At 39.3% G+C, this 17,211-nt stretch carries 15 protein-coding genes; 2 read left to right on the top strand and 13 right to left on the bottom strand.

Annotated elements, in window-relative coordinates; all coding sequences use genetic code 11:
* A partial coding sequence (locus tag BMY85_RS14605) for a transposase (RefSeq protein WP_177180811.1) occupies positions 1 to 154 on the bottom strand: 154 nt, incomplete at its 3' end.
* A gap of 104 nt (positions 155 to 258) precedes the next feature.
* On the opposite strand from BMY85_RS14605, the gene BMY85_RS14600 reads away from it, so the two are divergent.
* Positions 259 to 993 carry a hypothetical protein gene (locus BMY85_RS14600; protein ID WP_092479041.1) on the top strand — a complete coding sequence of 245 codons (735 nt, stop codon included), beginning with the start codon at positions 259 to 261 and terminating at the stop codon, positions 991 to 993.
* Between the two features lie 13 nt (positions 994 to 1,006).
* On the top strand, positions 1,007 to 1,210 hold the full coding sequence (locus tag BMY85_RS14595) for a helix-turn-helix domain-containing protein (RefSeq protein WP_092479039.1): 204 nt from the start codon (positions 1,007 to 1,009) through the stop codon (positions 1,208 to 1,210).
* Positions 1,211 to 1,263: 53 nt separating this feature from the next.
* On the opposite strand, the gene BMY85_RS14590 is transcribed toward BMY85_RS14595, so the two are convergent.
* The 12 genes from BMY85_RS14590 to BMY85_RS14535 all read right to left on the bottom strand — a co-directional run.
* A complete protein-coding gene (locus BMY85_RS14590; RefSeq protein WP_092479043.1) occupies positions 1,264 to 2,145 on the bottom strand; it encodes a GIY-YIG nuclease family protein in 882 nt (293 codons plus the stop codon).
* Between the two features lie 72 nt (positions 2,146 to 2,217).
* Positions 2,218 to 5,196, bottom strand: a complete 2,979-nt coding sequence (locus BMY85_RS14585) for a type I restriction endonuclease subunit R (protein ID WP_092479037.1) — start codon at positions 5,194 to 5,196, stop codon at positions 2,218 to 2,220.
* 2 nt (positions 5,197 to 5,198) lie between these two features.
* Positions 5,199 to 6,521: a restriction endonuclease subunit S gene (locus tag BMY85_RS14580; protein WP_092479035.1), complete on the bottom strand. Its 1,323-nt coding sequence runs from the start codon at positions 6,519 to 6,521 to the stop codon at positions 5,199 to 5,201.
* The gene (locus BMY85_RS14575; RefSeq protein WP_092479032.1) at positions 6,518 to 8,524 is read right to left on the bottom strand and encodes a type I restriction-modification system subunit M; all 2,007 of its coding nucleotides are present in this window, start codon (positions 8,522 to 8,524) and stop codon (positions 6,518 to 6,520) included. Before BMY85_RS14575 ends, BMY85_RS14580 begins: the two co-directional genes overlap by 4 nt.
* Before the next feature lie 62 nt (positions 8,525 to 8,586).
* Positions 8,587 to 8,772, bottom strand: a complete 186-nt coding sequence (locus BMY85_RS14570; RefSeq protein WP_092479030.1) for a helix-turn-helix domain-containing protein — start codon at positions 8,770 to 8,772, stop codon at positions 8,587 to 8,589.
* Between the two features lie 377 nt (positions 8,773 to 9,149).
* Positions 9,150 to 9,608, bottom strand: coding sequence for a hypothetical protein (locus BMY85_RS14565; protein WP_092479028.1), 459 nt, complete (start codon positions 9,606 to 9,608; stop codon positions 9,150 to 9,152).
* Positions 9,586 to 10,944 (bottom strand): McrC family protein, encoded by a 1,359-nt coding sequence (locus BMY85_RS14560; protein WP_242939752.1) that lies wholly within the window; start codon positions 10,942 to 10,944, stop codon positions 9,586 to 9,588. The genes BMY85_RS14565 and BMY85_RS14560 overlap by 23 nt, the downstream gene beginning before the upstream one ends.
* A gap of 16 nt (positions 10,945 to 10,960) precedes the next feature.
* A complete protein-coding gene (locus BMY85_RS15970; protein WP_092479026.1) occupies positions 10,961 to 14,662 on the bottom strand; it encodes an AAA family ATPase in 3,702 nt (1,233 codons plus the stop codon).
* Positions 14,663 to 14,694: 32 nt separating this feature from the next.
* Positions 14,695 to 14,889: a MerR family transcriptional regulator gene (locus BMY85_RS14550; protein WP_092479024.1), complete on the bottom strand. Its 195-nt coding sequence runs from the start codon at positions 14,887 to 14,889 to the stop codon at positions 14,695 to 14,697.
* A 117-nt stretch (positions 14,890 to 15,006) separates the two neighbouring features.
* Positions 15,007 to 16,575, bottom strand: a complete 1,569-nt coding sequence (locus tag BMY85_RS14545) for a recombinase family protein (RefSeq protein WP_092479022.1) — start codon at positions 16,573 to 16,575, stop codon at positions 15,007 to 15,009.
* Complete coding sequence (locus BMY85_RS14540) at positions 16,568 to 16,831, bottom strand: hypothetical protein (protein ID WP_092479019.1); 264 nt, start codon at positions 16,829 to 16,831, stop codon at positions 16,568 to 16,570. The genes BMY85_RS14545 and BMY85_RS14540 overlap by 8 nt, the downstream gene beginning before the upstream one ends.
* 97 nt (positions 16,832 to 16,928) lie before the next feature.
* A partial coding sequence (locus tag BMY85_RS14535; RefSeq protein ID WP_177180810.1) for an ATP-binding protein occupies positions 16,929 to 17,211 on the bottom strand: 283 nt, incomplete at its 5' end.

Genomic DNA, 17,211 nt, shown 5'->3' with positions numbered 1-17,211 from the left:
CAATTTTTACTCCTTTTCTCTTACATAGTGTACTCAATATACTTGCTATATCCCTATAAAGTTTTCCATATATTATCTTTCTGCGATATTTTGGTGCAAATACGATATGATACTTACAATTCCACTTTGTATGTGATAAACTATTAACATCCATATTGGATACCTCCTTTGATTAATGCGGTTGGCGAACCTGCATTTATTATATCATTGGAGGTTTTTTTCTGTAAGCTTAAGCAATTCCATCCACCCGCATAGCAGGTGGTTTATTCGTTTCTCAAAGTTCCATTTTTCCGTTGGGAAAAACTCCACAATGAGAAACAGGGCCATGCCCTAACAATAAAAGAGGAATTTCAGCCCAAGGCTGACTCCCTCAAAAAAATACAGGATGATTATCGATCCTTTATCCAGATCAGTCAGGAGCTTGCTGTTATCGGTGATTTAACTGAAAGTCTAGAAACTGATCTACAAGAGCTTCCTAATGAGGAGGAAAACAAAACAGAATATCATCCAAGAGAATACTTCGATCTGAAGTTTGTAAAAAGAATAGATAAAATAATAAAGGCGGCATTAACAGAATGCAATTTCCCCAACTTAACTACCGCTCATTTTAATATCTCAAGTTTTGATGTAGAGGTGAATGGCCATGTAAAACAAAACTTCAACGGCCAAGGTTATACATCATTCCTTAACAGCATAGTTGCAATGTCCTTTAGACAGTATTTATCAGAATATGCTGTCTATGACCAAGGACTGCTTATAATCGATACGCCATTACTTGGCTTAGATCAAGGAGTGTCAGATGTATCTCCTGAAAGCATGCGAGCTTCACTATATAAATATTTTGCAAATCATCAAGAATGCGGACAGGTAATACTACTTGATAATATAACAAATGTACCTGACGTAGACCTTGCTAGTACGGGTGCTAATATAATCACCTTTACAAAGGGTCTTGATAATGGTCGCTATGGTTTTCTCGACATAACAGATTAAACGGAGGATTGATATGCGAATCAGCTATAACAAACTTTGGAAAATGCTTATTGATAAAGAAATGAATAAAAATGATTTAAGAGAAGCCGCCGGTATAAGTGCTGCATCTATAACCAAGCTTGGCAAAGGAGCAAATATCACAACCGACGTGCTTCTTAAAATCTGTGTGGCACTTCATTGCCATATTGAAGATATTCTAGAGACTATCGATGAATAACCCCCAGATAAAAAGACAAGCACCTTGTCGAATTGGCAGGGTGCTTGATTGTTTTATTCTTCTTTTCTTGCTTCATACTCTTTTAGAGTAACACCATCGGATGTTTTCCACACCACATTGCCACTGACGCTTCCTCCACATACAAATGCACCGGCAGCCGATGGTGAATTTAACAAAATATCTTCTGTAAGTACAAAATCAGAATTAATCTTTTCTCTAAACTTTTCTCTCTGTTTTATAATATATTCCGGACAACTTGGTGCAAGTTCACTTACTATACTGCTGCCCTTTTTTACAACAAAGCCTTCTGCTGTTCTTATTCCTGCTGCATTGACATTTTTCCTTGAGCAGTAGAACTCTGGCCCACCTACACTTTCCTCATCGTCAGAATCTGCAACTGATGACAATAGTGGTACAAATACCTTATGACCAAGAGTACCTATTATCACCTTAGCATAATCAATAAAGTCCTCTAACTCACTTTGTTTCTCTTCAGATGGATTGCCCGGTGTTGGATCATTGCCATTCATCACAGTGTATCGGTTAGCCTCAACAGCAAGCTTACAAAATCGGTGTTCAAGATAACTTATCTCAGTTGGACCTAATGAATCATTTGAAGTTGTAATGGCAATAGCCTCATTCCAAAAATCCCTATTAGGATCTCTGTCATGCTCGGATAATCGATTAAGAATTCCTTCTCCATTTTTCCTAATTCCAGCTTGACCTACATACACCAAATTTTTATCTGTTTGATCGTCCTTACCAAACAATAGATAAACACCTGTCTGTTTAAGCTCATCACGATCCTTGCACTTGCCTAAGTCAATGCGTGGAATCTTCATGACTAACCCGGTCCAATTAGCAAGGGTAGCTTTAATGCGGCCATTGACGTTGCCGTCCATCAAGTATAGATTTATACTTTTGCCTCGTGGCATATTATCACCTGCTTTCATTTATTCTGTATCCTTCTTTACTCCATAAGGTACAGACTCTTCTGCAACCATCATCTAATCTGGCTCTTTTCGTGTGTACTGAGCTAGTTTCTTATCATTTTTAGGATCATAAGTTATATTAAACACCATATCAGACAACCATTTTTTAAAGGATGGATTATCTTGAAACTGCTTAAATAATTCCATATTATCTGACATAATTGAAAATATAACTTGCTGCAATGCACGTTCGCTTTCAGTCCTCGCTTCTTGAGCATCAGAGTTCTTCATAGCATTCTGATACTTTTTATCCTTTGAAACCATTTCCGGTATTGCAAGAATCTGACGCTGTACATTATCAGCATCATTCCATTTTATGTTGCCAAACATATCATTAAAATCCATAATAATCTTAGACAACAAATCCATCTCAGGCTCAACAACATGCCCTACGCTACCTGCAGGTACAGGTGCTATTTCGGCATCTGTATCCTCTAGCTTTATAGCAATAGCCTCCTGAGCTTCATTTCGATAACTGTTCAGATCTACTGTTGAAAGTATTCCTTCTGAAAGGTCATCTCCACGTGGTGAAGGCAATTTAGGGATCAGCAGATTCAAGAAAATAGACAACTTCTCCCAATCCACATTTCCATAAGGTAATATTGCACCAAGAAAGCCATATGTACGAACAAATGACTTTGCTGCACTTTTAAATTCAATCTGTTCATCCAACTCCAGCTGCTTATATATCGCTGTACAAGCATCCAGAATAGGATCCAAGCGGTCACGCTCTGCTCCGCTTAAGAACAGTTCTACCAGTTTTTCAACATCACTAACATCATAAACCTGGTGTTTCTCCATATGATCAATTAGGTCATAAAGCTTGTTAGGATCAGTCTCTCCAGACAGAATTGTAGTCCTATAAAATTTTGAAAATGCCGCCTCTATAACAGAGGTCTTATTTGCAAAATCAAGAACATAAACCTCATCTTTTCCAGGATATGCCCTATTCAATCTAGACAAGGTCTGAACTGCTGCAATATCATAAAGTGGCTTATCCACGTACATGGTCTGAAGCAGTGGCTCATCAAAACCAGTTTGGAACATATCCGCAACAATCAATATCCTGTATGGATCCTTCTTAAATTCCTTAGGAATCTTAGCATCTGAAAAGCCATTCAATCCAGCTGATGTCAAAGCAGGTTCAGCTCCGTTGTACTTATGCTCACCTGAGAATGCCACAATAGTTTTATACGGACTATGCCTTTCTGATAAACATTTATTGATTGCATAGTAATACTCAACACATCTCGGTATACTTGCTGTTACAATCATCGCACGAGCTTTTCCACCAATCTTCTTCTTAGCTATAACTTGCTCATGGAAGTGTTCAACCATCATAGCTGCTTTCTTGGCAATAACCTCAGGATTACCTTCAACAAAAGCACGTAGCTTTTTCTGCGCACGCTTTTTATCAAACATCGGATCATCCTCAACTGTCTTCATAATCTTATACCAACTATCAATGGTTGTATAATTACGAAGCACATCAAGAATAAATCCTTCCTGAATTGCCTGCTTCATTGTATAAACATGGAAAGGTCGATGCTTGATTTCTCCATCCTCTTCATAAGGAACTCCAAACAACTCTTCTGTCTTATTCTTTGGAGTGGCTGTAAATGCGAAGTAACTAGCAGACGAAACTAGCTTACGTCCCTCCATCATTGCATTTATCTTATCTTCATTATCAGCATCATCATCCGTAGCCATACCAGAAAGAGCTAAGTTCATATTTGCAGAATTACGACCGCTCTGTCCTGAATGAGCCTCATCAATAATGACAGCAAACTTATTATCTTTATGTTCCTGACCGATTTCAGAGATAATATATGGGAACTTCTCTATCGTTGAAACAATAATACGTTTCCCATCCTGTATAGCCTTTTTAAGATCCCCGGAATGCTCCGCCCATACAACAGTATTTTTCACCTGCATAAACTGTTTGATGGTATTACGGATCTGCTTGTCCAAAATACGGCGGTCAGTAACTACCAAAACAGAATCAATCATAGGATGTCCATCTTGTTCCAGCCCGATTAGCTGATGAGCAAGCCATGCTATTGAATTTGATTTACCGCTTCCTGCACTATGCTGAATCAAGTATTTCTTGCCGACGCCATTTTCCTTTACGTTATAAAGAAGTTTCTCAACACAATCTAACTGATGATATCTCGGCCAAATCTGCTTAACTGATTTCTTCTTAGTGTCTTCATCCACCTCTTCAACTACCTGAGCATAATTCTCTATGATCCTTGAAAGCTTTCCCTTTGTTAGGATATCTTTCCACAGATAATCGGTCATTAAACCTTCTGAATTTGGCGGATTACCGGCTCCATCGTTATAACCTTTATTAAACGGCAAGAACCAACTGTCCTTTCCAGCAAGCTTTGTACAGAACTGAATAGTCGCATCATCGACAGCGAAATGAACCATACAACGCTTGAAGGAGAACAGAAGGTCGTGGAAATCACGATCCTCTTTATACTGGCGAACCGCATTCTCTGTGTTCTGCTTTGTCAGCTGGTTCTTCAGCTCCATTGTGATCACTGGAAGTCCATTGATGAATAAGCAGACATCCAAAGCAAGCTTCCCTGCATCCTGCGAATATCTCAGTTGCCTTGTCACACTGAAGATATTCTTCTCGTACATGATTCTGGCTTGCTCATTATTCTCAGTAGGCGTAAGATAAAACATGATGAGATCCGCAGGGTATACCTTCACACCATTACGAAGTACATCAATGATGCCGCGCTTAGCTATTTCTCCGGAGAGCCTGTTCAAAAACTGACGTTTCTTTGCATCCGACTTGAAGACACCCAGCTTGTCCATTTCCTTCGGCTGGGTGTCTTCAAGGAATCGAAACAGGCGTGTTTCATCGACTGCATACTCTTTGTTGTAGTCAGCATTGGTTCCTTCTTCGTAGCCGTTCTGCTCAACAAGCCACTTCACGATTAAGGATTCAAGGCCGCTTTCCTTAGTATTGGTAAATGGCATAATTAATCCTCCTGTTCTTCGATTTCTACATCGTTTTCATCATCATACTGTTCTTTAATGAATTCATACTCTGGGATGTCTACGGTGCGAACATCTATTTTCCCAGTGACAACATCATAAATTACTCTGTGCTTCATTTCATGAAGATGCTCAAGCTGTTCTTCATACTCAGCTACTATCTTGTTTGTCGATAGTACAATTTTATCCAAATAATCAGCAATTCTCTCCTGCTCTTCAAACTCAGGGAAAGCTATCAAAAGATTTGCCACTTTATCCCAACTTCTAAAATCACTTGTATTTTGTCTTACTCCATTTGATATTGCTTTATATACCTTTGTATAAGCCATCATTTTTAAATAGTATTCAACAAAACGCTTACTCTGATTACAGGTACATACATGAACCACGGGAGTACACATCCCATCATAATTGGATATAGCTATGGCTCCATGCCAAGTATCCATACCATGTATTAACAAATCGCCTTCCTTTACTCCTTGATATATATCAACTGATGACGCAACCAAGCCTAATTTAGAATCTCCTCTTTTCTTTACTTCACCACTATTTGAACAAATAAGTAGTTCAGCATTTTCTGGTATCTCTCGCTTATGCTTTTTCAAGATATATTTTAACTTTGTTTCTTTCCAATTTTCAGGTACTTCACGAAGCCAATATATTTCCGTAGGACACATCTTTGTTTTTTTTAATCCGTGAGTAATATAATATGTAATTGCAGCTTCTTTATATTCTTCAAGCTCATCTATCTGCTTTTTCCTTACATCAATCAGCTTATTTATGCTTGAAACCTTCCAATTTAAGAATCGCACAATCTGATCCTGCTCATCTTTTGGTGGTACTGGCAATAAGATAGATTTCATTTCACTAAAACGTGTTGTCCACAAGTCTGCAACAATGCCTCTACCGTTTCGATAGTATTCCTCAGAGAAGGGCTGGCATCTCATCAAATAATGAACATAATCGCTATTCCACTGACTCCTTGGGGTTAGAACTATATTGATAAGCGAAACCGAACCATCTAACTGAGAGACACCACAAGAGCCCTTACGATCCGAACGACTATTTATCACAAAATCACCTACGCATACTAATTTTCGATTGTCTCCTGCATCAGTCTTAACTGCTGTATCTAGTTGTGGAACTACTCCTATCTTGGCAACAGAAAGGGGTTGATAATCCTTATCAGAAACTTTAGTTTTCCTTTCAAAAAAAAGTGTTCCTATCTTTTTACATTCCCAATGGAACGGTAATTCCTCCAACCAAGGTGCGGGGCTTAAAACGTATTCTGAATATTTTTTTATCATAACACCCCTCCCATGATATCAGCTAATACACCATCAGCCTCTTTTTCCAAATTTCTCAAGTTCTCAATTATTTCACTCAAATCTCGAAGTTGTACTGGCTTATAAAAATATTTTGTAAAACTTACTTCATAACCAATAGTTGTCTTCTTATCATCTATATAGGCATCTGGTTCAAAAGAAAGCACCTCATTCTTCATAAATTCATCTATTCCTCCCTCATAAGTAAACGGTACATTTTCTGTATCTCGCAAATCTGCATCCGCTTCTCCTTCTATTGGCTTAGCCGTCGGATCCTTCTCAGTAATAAACGGACGAATCTTATTAAGTTGACCTTTCTTTAATTTTGTTGCTGTGGCAAAGGCCATCCAATCATCGAGAGGAATGTCTGTCGGAACAGATGCAATCGCTTTTTTGACTGTCGTCAACTCATCAGCCTTTTTGAATGTATCTGCCGGAATCTCTCGCTCAGGATACACTCGCAAACGCAAAGGACGTTCAACGGTAATATTCCAGTAAGCAAACTCATCATTATCAAAAATCATGCTAACTTCGTTCTCTTCCATTTCAAGGAAAAGACGAATGATTTCTTTGCGAATTTCAGGAGTAAACTCGCAATTCTTCTTACCCATGTTTTTACGAAGAGGAGACTTCATTGCCGTGGCATCAATCAGCTGGATTTTTCCCTTACGGCGTTCCTCCTTCTTGTTAGAAAGAATCCAAATAAAAGTTCCTATTCCAGTGTTGTAAAACATGTTTTCAGGCACTGCAATAATCGCTTCCACTAAATCATTCTCTAGCATATAACGTCGCGCATTGCTTTCTCCACTTCCAGCATCGCCAGTAAATAGTGAAGAGCCATTATGAACCTCTGCAATACGACTTCCAAGTTCAGTATCTTTCTTCATTTTGCCAATATTATTCAGAAGAAAAAGTAGCTGTCCATCACTAGTACGTGGAATCATTGACATTTCTTCGCCGTCATCAAGATAGGTGTTAAATCTTGTATCAAGAATATCCTTCTTTCCACCCATCTTTTCACAATCAGTCTTCCAACTCTTTCCGTAAGGCGGATTTGAAAGCATGAAATCAAACTGACGTGATGCATGCTGATCATCCGAAAGTGTAGAACCATACATAATATGCTCCGCTTCTTCTCCATCACCTTTAAGCAACATATCTGCTGTACAAATAGCATAAGTCTCTGGATTGATCTCCTGACCAAAAAGATGGATTGCAACTTCTTTTCCTTGTTTTTTAGCTAGTTTCAAAAGCCTGTCTTGTGCTACTGTAAGCATACCGCCAGTACCACAAGCTCCGTCATAACAAGAATACGACGCATCTTTAATTTGATCTGCAATAGGCATAAACACAAGATCTGCCATAAGCTCAACAACGTCACGAGGTGTCCAGTGCTCTCCAGCTTCTTCATTGTTTTCTTCGTTGAACTTTCGAATAAGTTCCTCAAAAATTGTTCCCATCCCGTGATTATCAAGCCCTGGATGCTTGATTATCTTTTTATCAGCATCCTTATAAATCGGATTAGGACTAAGGTTAATATCTGACGAAGTAAACTTCTCAATAACAGCACCTAAGATATCTGCATCCACCATCGTGTCAATCTGATTACGGAATTTGAATTTATCCAATATCACCTGAACATTCGGTGAAAAACCATCCAAATATGCTATAAAATCGGCCTTAAGCGTCTGAGCTTTTGAACGACTTGTTAGGTCCTTTAGCAAGAACGGTGACGCATTACAAAAAGCCTGTCCAGCTGTATTGCACAAGGCTGGCCACTGATTATCAATCTTAGCAGCATCAAGCTGCTTTTTCATTTCAAGCACTGCTGGCTTAGTCTCTTCCAACAATGCATCCAGACGGCGGATAACCGTCATAGGCAAAATAACATCACGATATTTACCGCGCACATACACATCACGCAAGCAATCATCAGCGATTCCCCATATAAAACTTACTATCGCATTATGTACTTGATTATCCATAAAACTTTTTCCTTCCTTTTCTTTTTATTTTTCTCTAATTATACAGACAACAAACACCATAATTATCCCTTAATATATCTCCCTGATTTAATCCTTTTATCTACTGGTTTTTCTGCATCCTTTGGTATAGCCCAAGCATGTCCAAACTTCACTACACCAGGAATAGTTCCTTCATTGCATATGGTTTGAACTCTTCTTATCGAGACACCCCACTTTTTTGCAGCTTCCTTTATCGTCATATATTCCATACTACTTCTCCCATATATTCACAATAAACCACGTTATAATTATATACGCAGAAGCGTCGAAAATCAATCAAAACAATAGTTTCATAGTCACAACCCAAAAAATATTAGTTATTCAGCCTCGACCTCGCCATTTTCAGTAGTCACTATTATTGAAAAAACACACAAAAAGAGGTTCTGAACATATCGCCATAATATGGCAAAAATTCAAGAACCTCTTATTTTAAAGCTTTCTAAGCTCTCTTTATTCTATTTCTTTTTCAGTAGAATAACAGTCTCCACATGGCACGATAGTACTAGAAGTTTAGTAGTTATCGGCCGCATTTCGCAAAAACTGGTCCACGAACTCTTTAACGATTGCACCATTTTTGCACCCACCATTATGCAGCATCAAACGTTCTGATCTTATTTAGGAAGCTATCCATATAACCATTCAACTCCTCATAACGATCAGAAAGCTCGTTAACCGCCTTATCATTCATGCTATGGGTAAGTGCGTCTCTAAGTTTCTTAACGGACCTGCTGCCTATTTTTTCTTCCGCGCCGAACAGCTTAGTCAGCAGATCTTTATCAAAATCGTATCCTGCAAACGTCAACGCATGCGGGACCTGAGTCATTGTGACCTTCAAATAATCTAAATGTTTACCCGTTTTATTAAATTGATGTTCTTCTAAAATAACCTTATATACTATCTCGCATAAAGAAAACTTTTCTTTAAAGTCATCGATCATTCTCTTTTTATCTTTATCTGCAATCAAAGTCTCTATGCGAACCAACTCATCTTTAGCACGATTTCTTAATGATATCTTTTGTGCCTCATCCAACTGCGTCAGCGCCATCTATGTTCTCCTCCGTCAAATTCTCTTCTGTATTATTTGGAGATAATATAAGAAGCAATTCTTCCATGCTCTTTTCAATATTTGCCACATCTACAAAGAACAATGAGACCGTCGCGCCATCCCCACTATCAAAAGTAATTCTTCCGCTATCTTTCATAGCGGCATTGACCGGATAAAGAAGCCAGATTTCTGGCGTACCGTATTTCTTGGAATAAGCATACATCTGATACATGTCCGCCTGCGATATTCCATAGTTGGCCCCTTTGTCATTGACGAGGCTCTTCCACTTGGTATCCAAAATAACAACGCTTCCATCATCCCTGGTAACTACAAGGTCCGGTCTGAGTGCAAACTTCCGATGTTTCTCGCCATTAAGCGTATTAAATAAGAAGTGCCCTTTATCCTGAGCAGAAACCTCCCAATTGGCCCTATTGAATACCTTCTTCATATTTCGAGCTACATATGACTCAAACACTTTTTCCATCGGAAACAACAGCGCTCTTGCATTGTCGGTCCCCGAAAAAGTAGTAAAGCTCTTGTCTTTCAGAAATACCTTTGACCACTTCATTAACATTTCATAGTCCTTGGTATTGCGATCAATTACTACCTTTGCGAAATCCTTATCATAGTTCTTTGAAGGCTCAACAAGTTCAAACGACGTAAGTAGCTGTCTTATCTCTTTGCCATTTTCAGCACTGCTGCTTATGCTCTGCAATTTCAGAAGTGTTGATTTTATCAACCGGTTCTCCGGCCTGTTTACCTGGTATTCATCAAATCCCACATAAAATCTTTCCTTATGTGCAAGGTTAGCTTTAATGTGCTCATTGACCATAAGCTTTCCTTTGTAAACGGTAAGGTTATCCTCCTGTCTTGCATAAGAGGATTTAATACCATGCTTTACAAGTGCTCTAACCTCTTGCAGATACATATTGATGAAGACCTCATACAGATTCATGCGATCCGTTTTAAGATTAGCATTCGTAAAGACCTTGCTCGGAAAATCCTTCATGCTTCGAAGCATCTTCATAAATACTTGCTTCGTCTCATCCTTCTCTCCGTTTACAAATTCTATCTTAGGTAAGACCTGAATCTGATAGTTATTCTTCATCTGAATGAGGCCGACGTAATTTTTGAAAGTTACTGTCTCACCCAGATTTCTTTTGTACCCAATCTTGATAAAATCTAAAACATCTGATTCTGCATCGTCTGAATCAAAAGCATGAATGAACTCTATAAGCTCCGCAAAAGAGTTCTTATCCATACATTTATATTGATCCTTATAATCGGGATTCCCGATTACAGTCTCAAACTCTTTTAGCTCCAAGAGTTCCTTCATCTAATCACCACTTTTCTTATCCTTTTATCTCTTTATAACTCATGATATTGTCAAAGGCTTCATCTTGAATTACATAGGAGTAATCCGGGATATCCACGTCAGAGGTGTCTCCCCTGAATATCTGATTTGATTTAATCTCATTGGCAAGAATAAACATATGCTTTGTATTCTCCTTGCCATTATCCCCAAGGACCATTCTTATCTTACTGTAGTCCTCATAGAAGTATTCCTGCAAAAGAGGAATAACCGACTTCTTGAATATGCTTGCCAGCTTCTGGACTGTAGGCTCATCCCTAAGGCCGGTAAAGAAAGCATGACCTATGGTATGTTCTCTATCAAACAAATACTCAATACGCTTGTTAATAACCTCAAGCATTTCTGCCACATCAAGTTCAACGTCACCCTCAATGACTTTATCTGCGCCAATATTTCTAAGAACCTGAGGGTTAGGCATCATCTCTTCAAACTGGAATCTTCGACGTAATGCAGTATCCATAATGGCTATGGATCTATCTGCCGTATTCATGGTTCCAATCAAATAAACATTATTCGGAACACCAAAAGGAACATTAGAATATGGAAGAGTCGCCTCCATAGCTTCCTTTGCACCTTTTCTCTTGGTAGGCTCGATAAGGGTGATCAGTTCACCGAATATCTTCGAAATATTACCTCTGTTAATCTCATCAATAATGAATACAAAAGGCCTTGTCTCATCCTCTACCTCAACTCCTGACTCGGTAGGAACCCGACTTAACAAATCGCCTACGCTTATTCTGTTTAACGGGTAGACAGACTTTCGATCCAATCTTGTGCCACCGTTAAGATCAATGATGCTAATATTTGCACCCTTGTATAGCCATTGAACCTTACGCTTTCTTGGATAGTATTCATCTGACGTATCAAATTCAACACCACCGGTGATGATAGCAACTCCATCTACAGCATCGCTGGAAGCACGTGCAACAACAACATCTCCTATTTCCATCTCATCTTGGAAATTTAAAAGGATACGTCTTTCCTTATCATTTAAGCCTTCCGTTTCGTCTGTAATCACCTCCGGTGACTTGTGCCATCCAATTCGAATAGTACCTTCGCTAAAGCATCTTTGCTTTAAATCCGGATCGTCGTTTCCACCGAGGATTACATTCCAAACGCGAGCATTTTCGCCAACAGTAACTCCGCTTGTGCTGGTTTTCTTTTTAGACGCCCTATCGCAAAAATCTTTAAATACACCATCTTTTATCGTATATTCAACATCAAATGAATCAGAATCCATCTTGGGTTTTATTCCCTCGATAAACTCTTCATACCCGTATGACTGATGAAATGTCGTAAACGCTACACGTTTCTCTTCATCTTTAAGAACACGATATCTATCCAGGACTTCCTCATACGGCCTTGCTTTCACTTCATCAAGACTCAATTTGTCGCAAATGGCAACTGCATAAATTGCGGTATTATATGTTTTTCCTGTTCCAGGAGGTCCGTAAAGAATTATGTTCTTATCGAATTCTGTCTCACTCATTTCATCATCACCGCCTTTATCATACATGAGATCTATTCCTGTTAAATCCATTTCCTGTAATGCTTCTAATAATTCCGGACGCATCTTATATTCATAAGTGCCCGCATTAACTTCACTGCCAACACGTCCCTGAAAGGCTATCGGGAAGTATCGCTGTGTATCTCCATCAGGACAAGGATCCATTCCAAAGAAACTTAATGCTCTTTTGCTTGTGTTTAAAATGCTGCTGGTATAAACGGTCGGGTGCCCTTTATATTTATCTGATAATGTTTTAGGTGATCCAATACCACCAATATCAACATAGCAAGCAAGAACTCTCATGCATCCAACATGCGACTTGCTCTCCACCTCATCAATGAAGCGTTTCCAATCATCATTAGTCAAATTTACAGGGTATTCTTCTTGAGAAGGCCAGTACTCTACAGCTCCTCCCAATACCCCAGCTTGCTCAAAGATATACTTATAAAACGGCATCAGAAACTTAACGGCGTCTTGTGTTTCCTTTACAATCTCCGTTGTTCTGGTATAATCATACGGTTTTGAAATTCTCTTTATAACCTGAATTTTTCTCGCTTTGCCACTGTCACGAAGTTCCTTGACCTCCTGCTGGCCACCCTCAGCGAGTAAATAGTCTCCCTGCTTATTTGTGTATGCGTAATAAGCGTCGACACCTTCCGGTATCTCCATATCAGCTATTACGTTATGACGAGAATAATCTTCTTCCTTACTTGCACCGTCTCTGGTTTCAACTCTTACGGAAAGTACCCATTCCTCGTCAGTTAAACTCTTATCGTTTAGTGAAATGGAAATACTATGAGGGTAATTCTTCCAGTCTTTTCCCTTCAGCTCAACCCAGAAATATTTCTGAGTATTGTTACCCTGATTAATCCAACCAGAGCATGACTGTGCTTCTAAATCAGGGAATGCACTAACAACATGTGCGCAGAACTTTGTGTACTCTTCGCGGGCCTTTCCACCCTCTTCCTTGAAAGCCTCCATTGCCTCTTTATCAGGGCCGGCTTTATCAGGATTAACATAATGCTTTCCGGCATAGTCCCTAAGGAAAGCCACGATTCTTTCAAAGTCAATGGCATCATATTCTTTGTCGCCCTTACCAAGCTTTCTTGCCGCAAGGTCATAAATTCTATAGTTTTTAACAGTGAAATTTTTATCCCTGAACGCTTTAACTTTTCTACAATTTCCTATGTACTTGCTTAAATCTGATACCTTCTCAAGGCCAATTCCAAAGTACAGATAAATGTTAGGATTACCTGAATTAGAATTAAACACAGGGAATGTATAAGGTTTAAGGCAATGAAGTATTACCGAAGCTGATGCGGCCTGCATTCCAGGTATTCCTGTCGATAATGCATTCTGGCATATATCAAACATTTCCTCGTCAGACTCATTATCCAGAATATCTATGCACATCTGAATAAAGCGCACGCAATCATCTTTCTTTGCATCATAAAAAGAGTAGAACGCTGTTCCAAACATTCCAATTGAGGCATCACCCTCACGATTGGAATATGCATTGTTATTAGCATTCTCCCAAATCGTGTCGAGCAGGTCTGTTAATCTTATTTTTTCACTGTCCGGCAGATGGCTTTCTGAAATAGATTTTTTCTTAATATCTACCTTTTGTCTCCAAGTGCCAATAACCATGTGATAAATCAGATTCATATCCTTAAAATCGATCTGATCAAGGTTACCCATATTTTTATAAGCACGTACTGTTTCGCGAGCAAGCTCATAGCTACCATCGTGCTTGTCAGGATCCATCTCTTCAGTATGCTGCAATTCCTGACAGATATTTAAATACTCACGAGTTTCCAAGTTAACTCTTACCGGGCTCTGAGGCGTTCCAAATCCATGTTTTTCCATAACAAAGCGATCGTATAAGTCACCCTCCAGCTCCTCAATAAGCTCAAGCTCCATATAACGTCCTGCGGTACCATCAAACTCACCGGTAAGGTCATATTTATGGTCGTCTATATCGGGCACTTCGATATTTACTTTATTTGCTTGGCACTTTAATCTAACAGCATGTTCTTCGCCGGAAACATAAATATATACAACGTCCCCCTCTTCGACATTTGTACTCTGCTTCCAATCAATTTTATGCAAATCCCTAAAAGCATTAATACAGTCATACTTTTTAGGATTTCCTGATACAAACCATTCTGTTGCCAATGCGATCGCCTCTTTTCTTAATAGCTATTCTTCTAGACCTGCTTGTCTTTTATATATTTACCACTTTTTATACGCTCATCACTTGGTTTTTCTGCATCAGCAGGAATGGCCCAATAAGAACCTATCTTTGTTGCCCCTTCGATACGTCCTTCAGAGCACAAAACCTGAATCCTTCTGACGGAAATCCCCCACTTTTCTGATGTCTGTTTTATAGATAAGTACTCCATATAGTCCTTTCCAAAAATTATAAAAAGCACATTATACAATCTAACGATAATTATATGCCAAAGTGCGAATAAAATCAAACAAAAAAAGCGGCAAGACAATCGCCTCACCGCTAGGTTTTATCTATCAATTTCCACTTCAAGCCCGGCTTCAAAACATACCAGCAAATGGTCCTCATACACTTTAATCTCCCGAATATATTTCCTAACCATCGTCTCATCGTATTCGGTAAGCTCCTGGTTTGCCTCTTTAAGAAAAGTCTCAAGCTCTCTGATTCTTTTTTTGAGGCCTTCCTTCTCAGCCTTGTCTACCAAAAACTGCTGCTTCTTCTCATTTAAAATATCAATCTCATCTGCAAGCGCCGTATAGTCTTTCTTGGCCTGAGCCAACCGTACAAGTTCCTTTTGCTTTACACTCAGCTTCTCATTTAATGCCTCAAGTTCACCGGCGTTATCATCGGCAAGCGCTGCTTCAATGTTTTGCATCAAGATTTCTTTCGTATCATCTGAGCATTGAAGAACCTGGTTTATCGCTTCAACAGTGGCTGCTTGAAGTTCAGCTTCCTTAATAGTTCTTGCATCACAGGCGCTCGGCCCATTTTCTACTCTGGTGCTGCACCTCCATACATTCGAGTAAACTCCTCTGTTGTTCCATGCCACCCGTCTGTAAATATCACCGCATTTTGTGCAGGTGCAAATGCTACTTAATGCATATTTGCTGGAATATACTCTTCGCCTTTTCCCTTTACCGCTAAACATGTTCGCCCTTCGTAGCATCTCCTCTTGAACTTGTGTAAAAACGTCTCTGGGAATAATCGCCTCATGGTTACCAGTCACATAATACTGAGGGTAGGATCCGTCATTCTTAATTCTTGTTTTCTCAATAAAGTCTGTGGTAATCGTTTTCTGCAAAAGCGCATCACCGATATATTTTTCGTTTTTAAGAATCCCCTGGATCGTGCTTAGGTGCCATCTATACTTTTTTCCGCCGGTTTTTATTTTATCCCTTTCCAGACCGTCAGCAATGTCTCTTAAGCTGGCCCCCTCTAAGTATTCCCTGTAGATGCGGCGTACTATTTTGGCTTCCTCTTCATCAATCACAAGGTTACCTTCGGCGTCTTTTGTGTATCCCAAGAAATGGTTGTGGTTTACTTGGACTTGTCCATTCTGGTATCTGAACTGTAATCCAAGCTTTACGTTCTGGCTTAAAGACTGCGACTCCTGCTGAGCAAGGGAAGCCATGATTGTAAGAAGAAGCTCTCCGCTTGCTTCTAATGTATTGATGTTTTCCTTTTCAAAAATGATCGCTATGTTCTTATCCCTGAGCTGCCTTACATACTTGAGGCAATCTAAAGTGTTTCTGGCAAAGCGGCTGATGGACTTTGTGATGACAAGGTCTATCTTCCCATCCATACAGTCATCGATCATTTCATTGAAGCCCTCGCGCTTTTTAGTGTTTGTGCCTGAGATACCTTCATCAGCGTATATGCCTGCAAGCTCCCATTCCTTATTGCGGCTGATGTAGTCGGTATAGTGCTCGACCTGGGTTTCGTAGCTTCCAGCCTGTTCATCGCTGTCAGTACTTACTCTACAGTACGCTGCGACTTTAAGCTTTGGCTTATCTGCCTCTTTTGATACCCTGTTCCCAGCGCGTCTCCTGGCCGGGATAAGTGTTACATTTTCATTCATCGTTATCCTCTCCTATCTGGCTATATGTGTATTGCGCCTGCAAGTATGGATCGTCGTATTTCTTTTCCACCTTGCCGATCTTAAAACAAAATGTTTTAGGAATCTGTTTTTCAGGCCTGTAAAGACCGAGCCTGTTTTGGCTTTTTGCGTTGTAGTTTCTTATCTCCTGGGCCCTAGCAAATGTCTCATCATCAATGAGTCGCGGGTAAAAGTCGGTTCCGAGATAAATCTCATTCTTTATGATCCTTCCGATCACCGAATGTGTTCTGTTTATCCCGGCTGCTTTTGCTCAGTATAAATGTCAATACAAAAATGTACAAAAAATCTAAAATAAGAATGTACATTTACACTTTCTAATCTGTTGCTTTCATATGGTCTTTTAACCGATATGACTTACCTGAAATGCTTACCACATTTGCATGGTGAAGTACACGGTCTAATATTGCATTTGCCACTACTGCATCATAAAACACACTGTCCCATTCGCTAAAATTTATATTTGTGGTCAGTATTGTGCTCTTTTTCTCATAGCGCATATCGATTAACTGGAAGAATAGATTAGAATCTTCCTTGTCTATTGGAAGATAGCCCAGTTCATCAATTATTAACAGTCTATAGTGACAAAAATGTTTTAGC

This window comes from [Clostridium] polysaccharolyticum, assembly GCF_900111595.1.
Classification (GTDB): domain Bacteria; phylum Bacillota; class Clostridia; order Lachnospirales; family Lachnospiraceae; genus Clostridium_AI; species Clostridium_AI polysaccharolyticum.
Note: the sequence above shows the minus strand (reverse complement) of the source record. Positions and strands in the feature narration are given on the sequence as shown.

Coding starts and splice junctions, on each gene's coding strand:
- BMY85_RS14595 (WP_092479039.1), top strand. CDS start 1,007: ATGCGAATCAGCTATAACAAACTTTGGAAAATGCTTATTGATAAAGAA.
- BMY85_RS14590 (WP_092479043.1), bottom strand. CDS start 2,145: ATGCCACGAGGCAAAAGTATAAATCTATACTTGATGGACGGCAACGTC.
- BMY85_RS14585 (WP_092479037.1), bottom strand. CDS start 5,196: ATGCCATTTACCAATACTAAGGAAAGCGGCCTTGAATCCTTAATCGTG.
- BMY85_RS14580 (WP_092479035.1), bottom strand. CDS start 6,521: ATGATAAAAAAATATTCAGAATACGTTTTAAGCCCCGCACCTTGGTTG.
- BMY85_RS14575 (WP_092479032.1), bottom strand. CDS start 8,524: ATGGATAATCAAGTACATAATGCGATAGTAAGTTTTATATGGGGAATC.
- BMY85_RS14570 (WP_092479030.1), bottom strand. CDS start 8,772: ATGGAATATATGACGATAAAGGAAGCTGCAAAAAAGTGGGGTGTCTCG.
- BMY85_RS14565 (WP_092479028.1), bottom strand. CDS start 9,608: ATGGCGCTGACGCAGTTGGATGAGGCACAAAAGATATCATTAAGAAAT.
- BMY85_RS14560 (WP_242939752.1), bottom strand. CDS start 10,944: ATGAAGGAACTCTTGGAGCTAAAAGAGTTTGAGACTGTAATCGGGAAT.
- BMY85_RS14550 (WP_092479024.1), bottom strand. CDS start 14,889: ATGGAGTACTTATCTATAAAACAGACATCAGAAAAGTGGGGGATTTCC.
- BMY85_RS14545 (WP_092479022.1), bottom strand. CDS start 16,575: ATGAATGAAAATGTAACACTTATCCCGGCCAGGAGACGCGCTGGGAAC.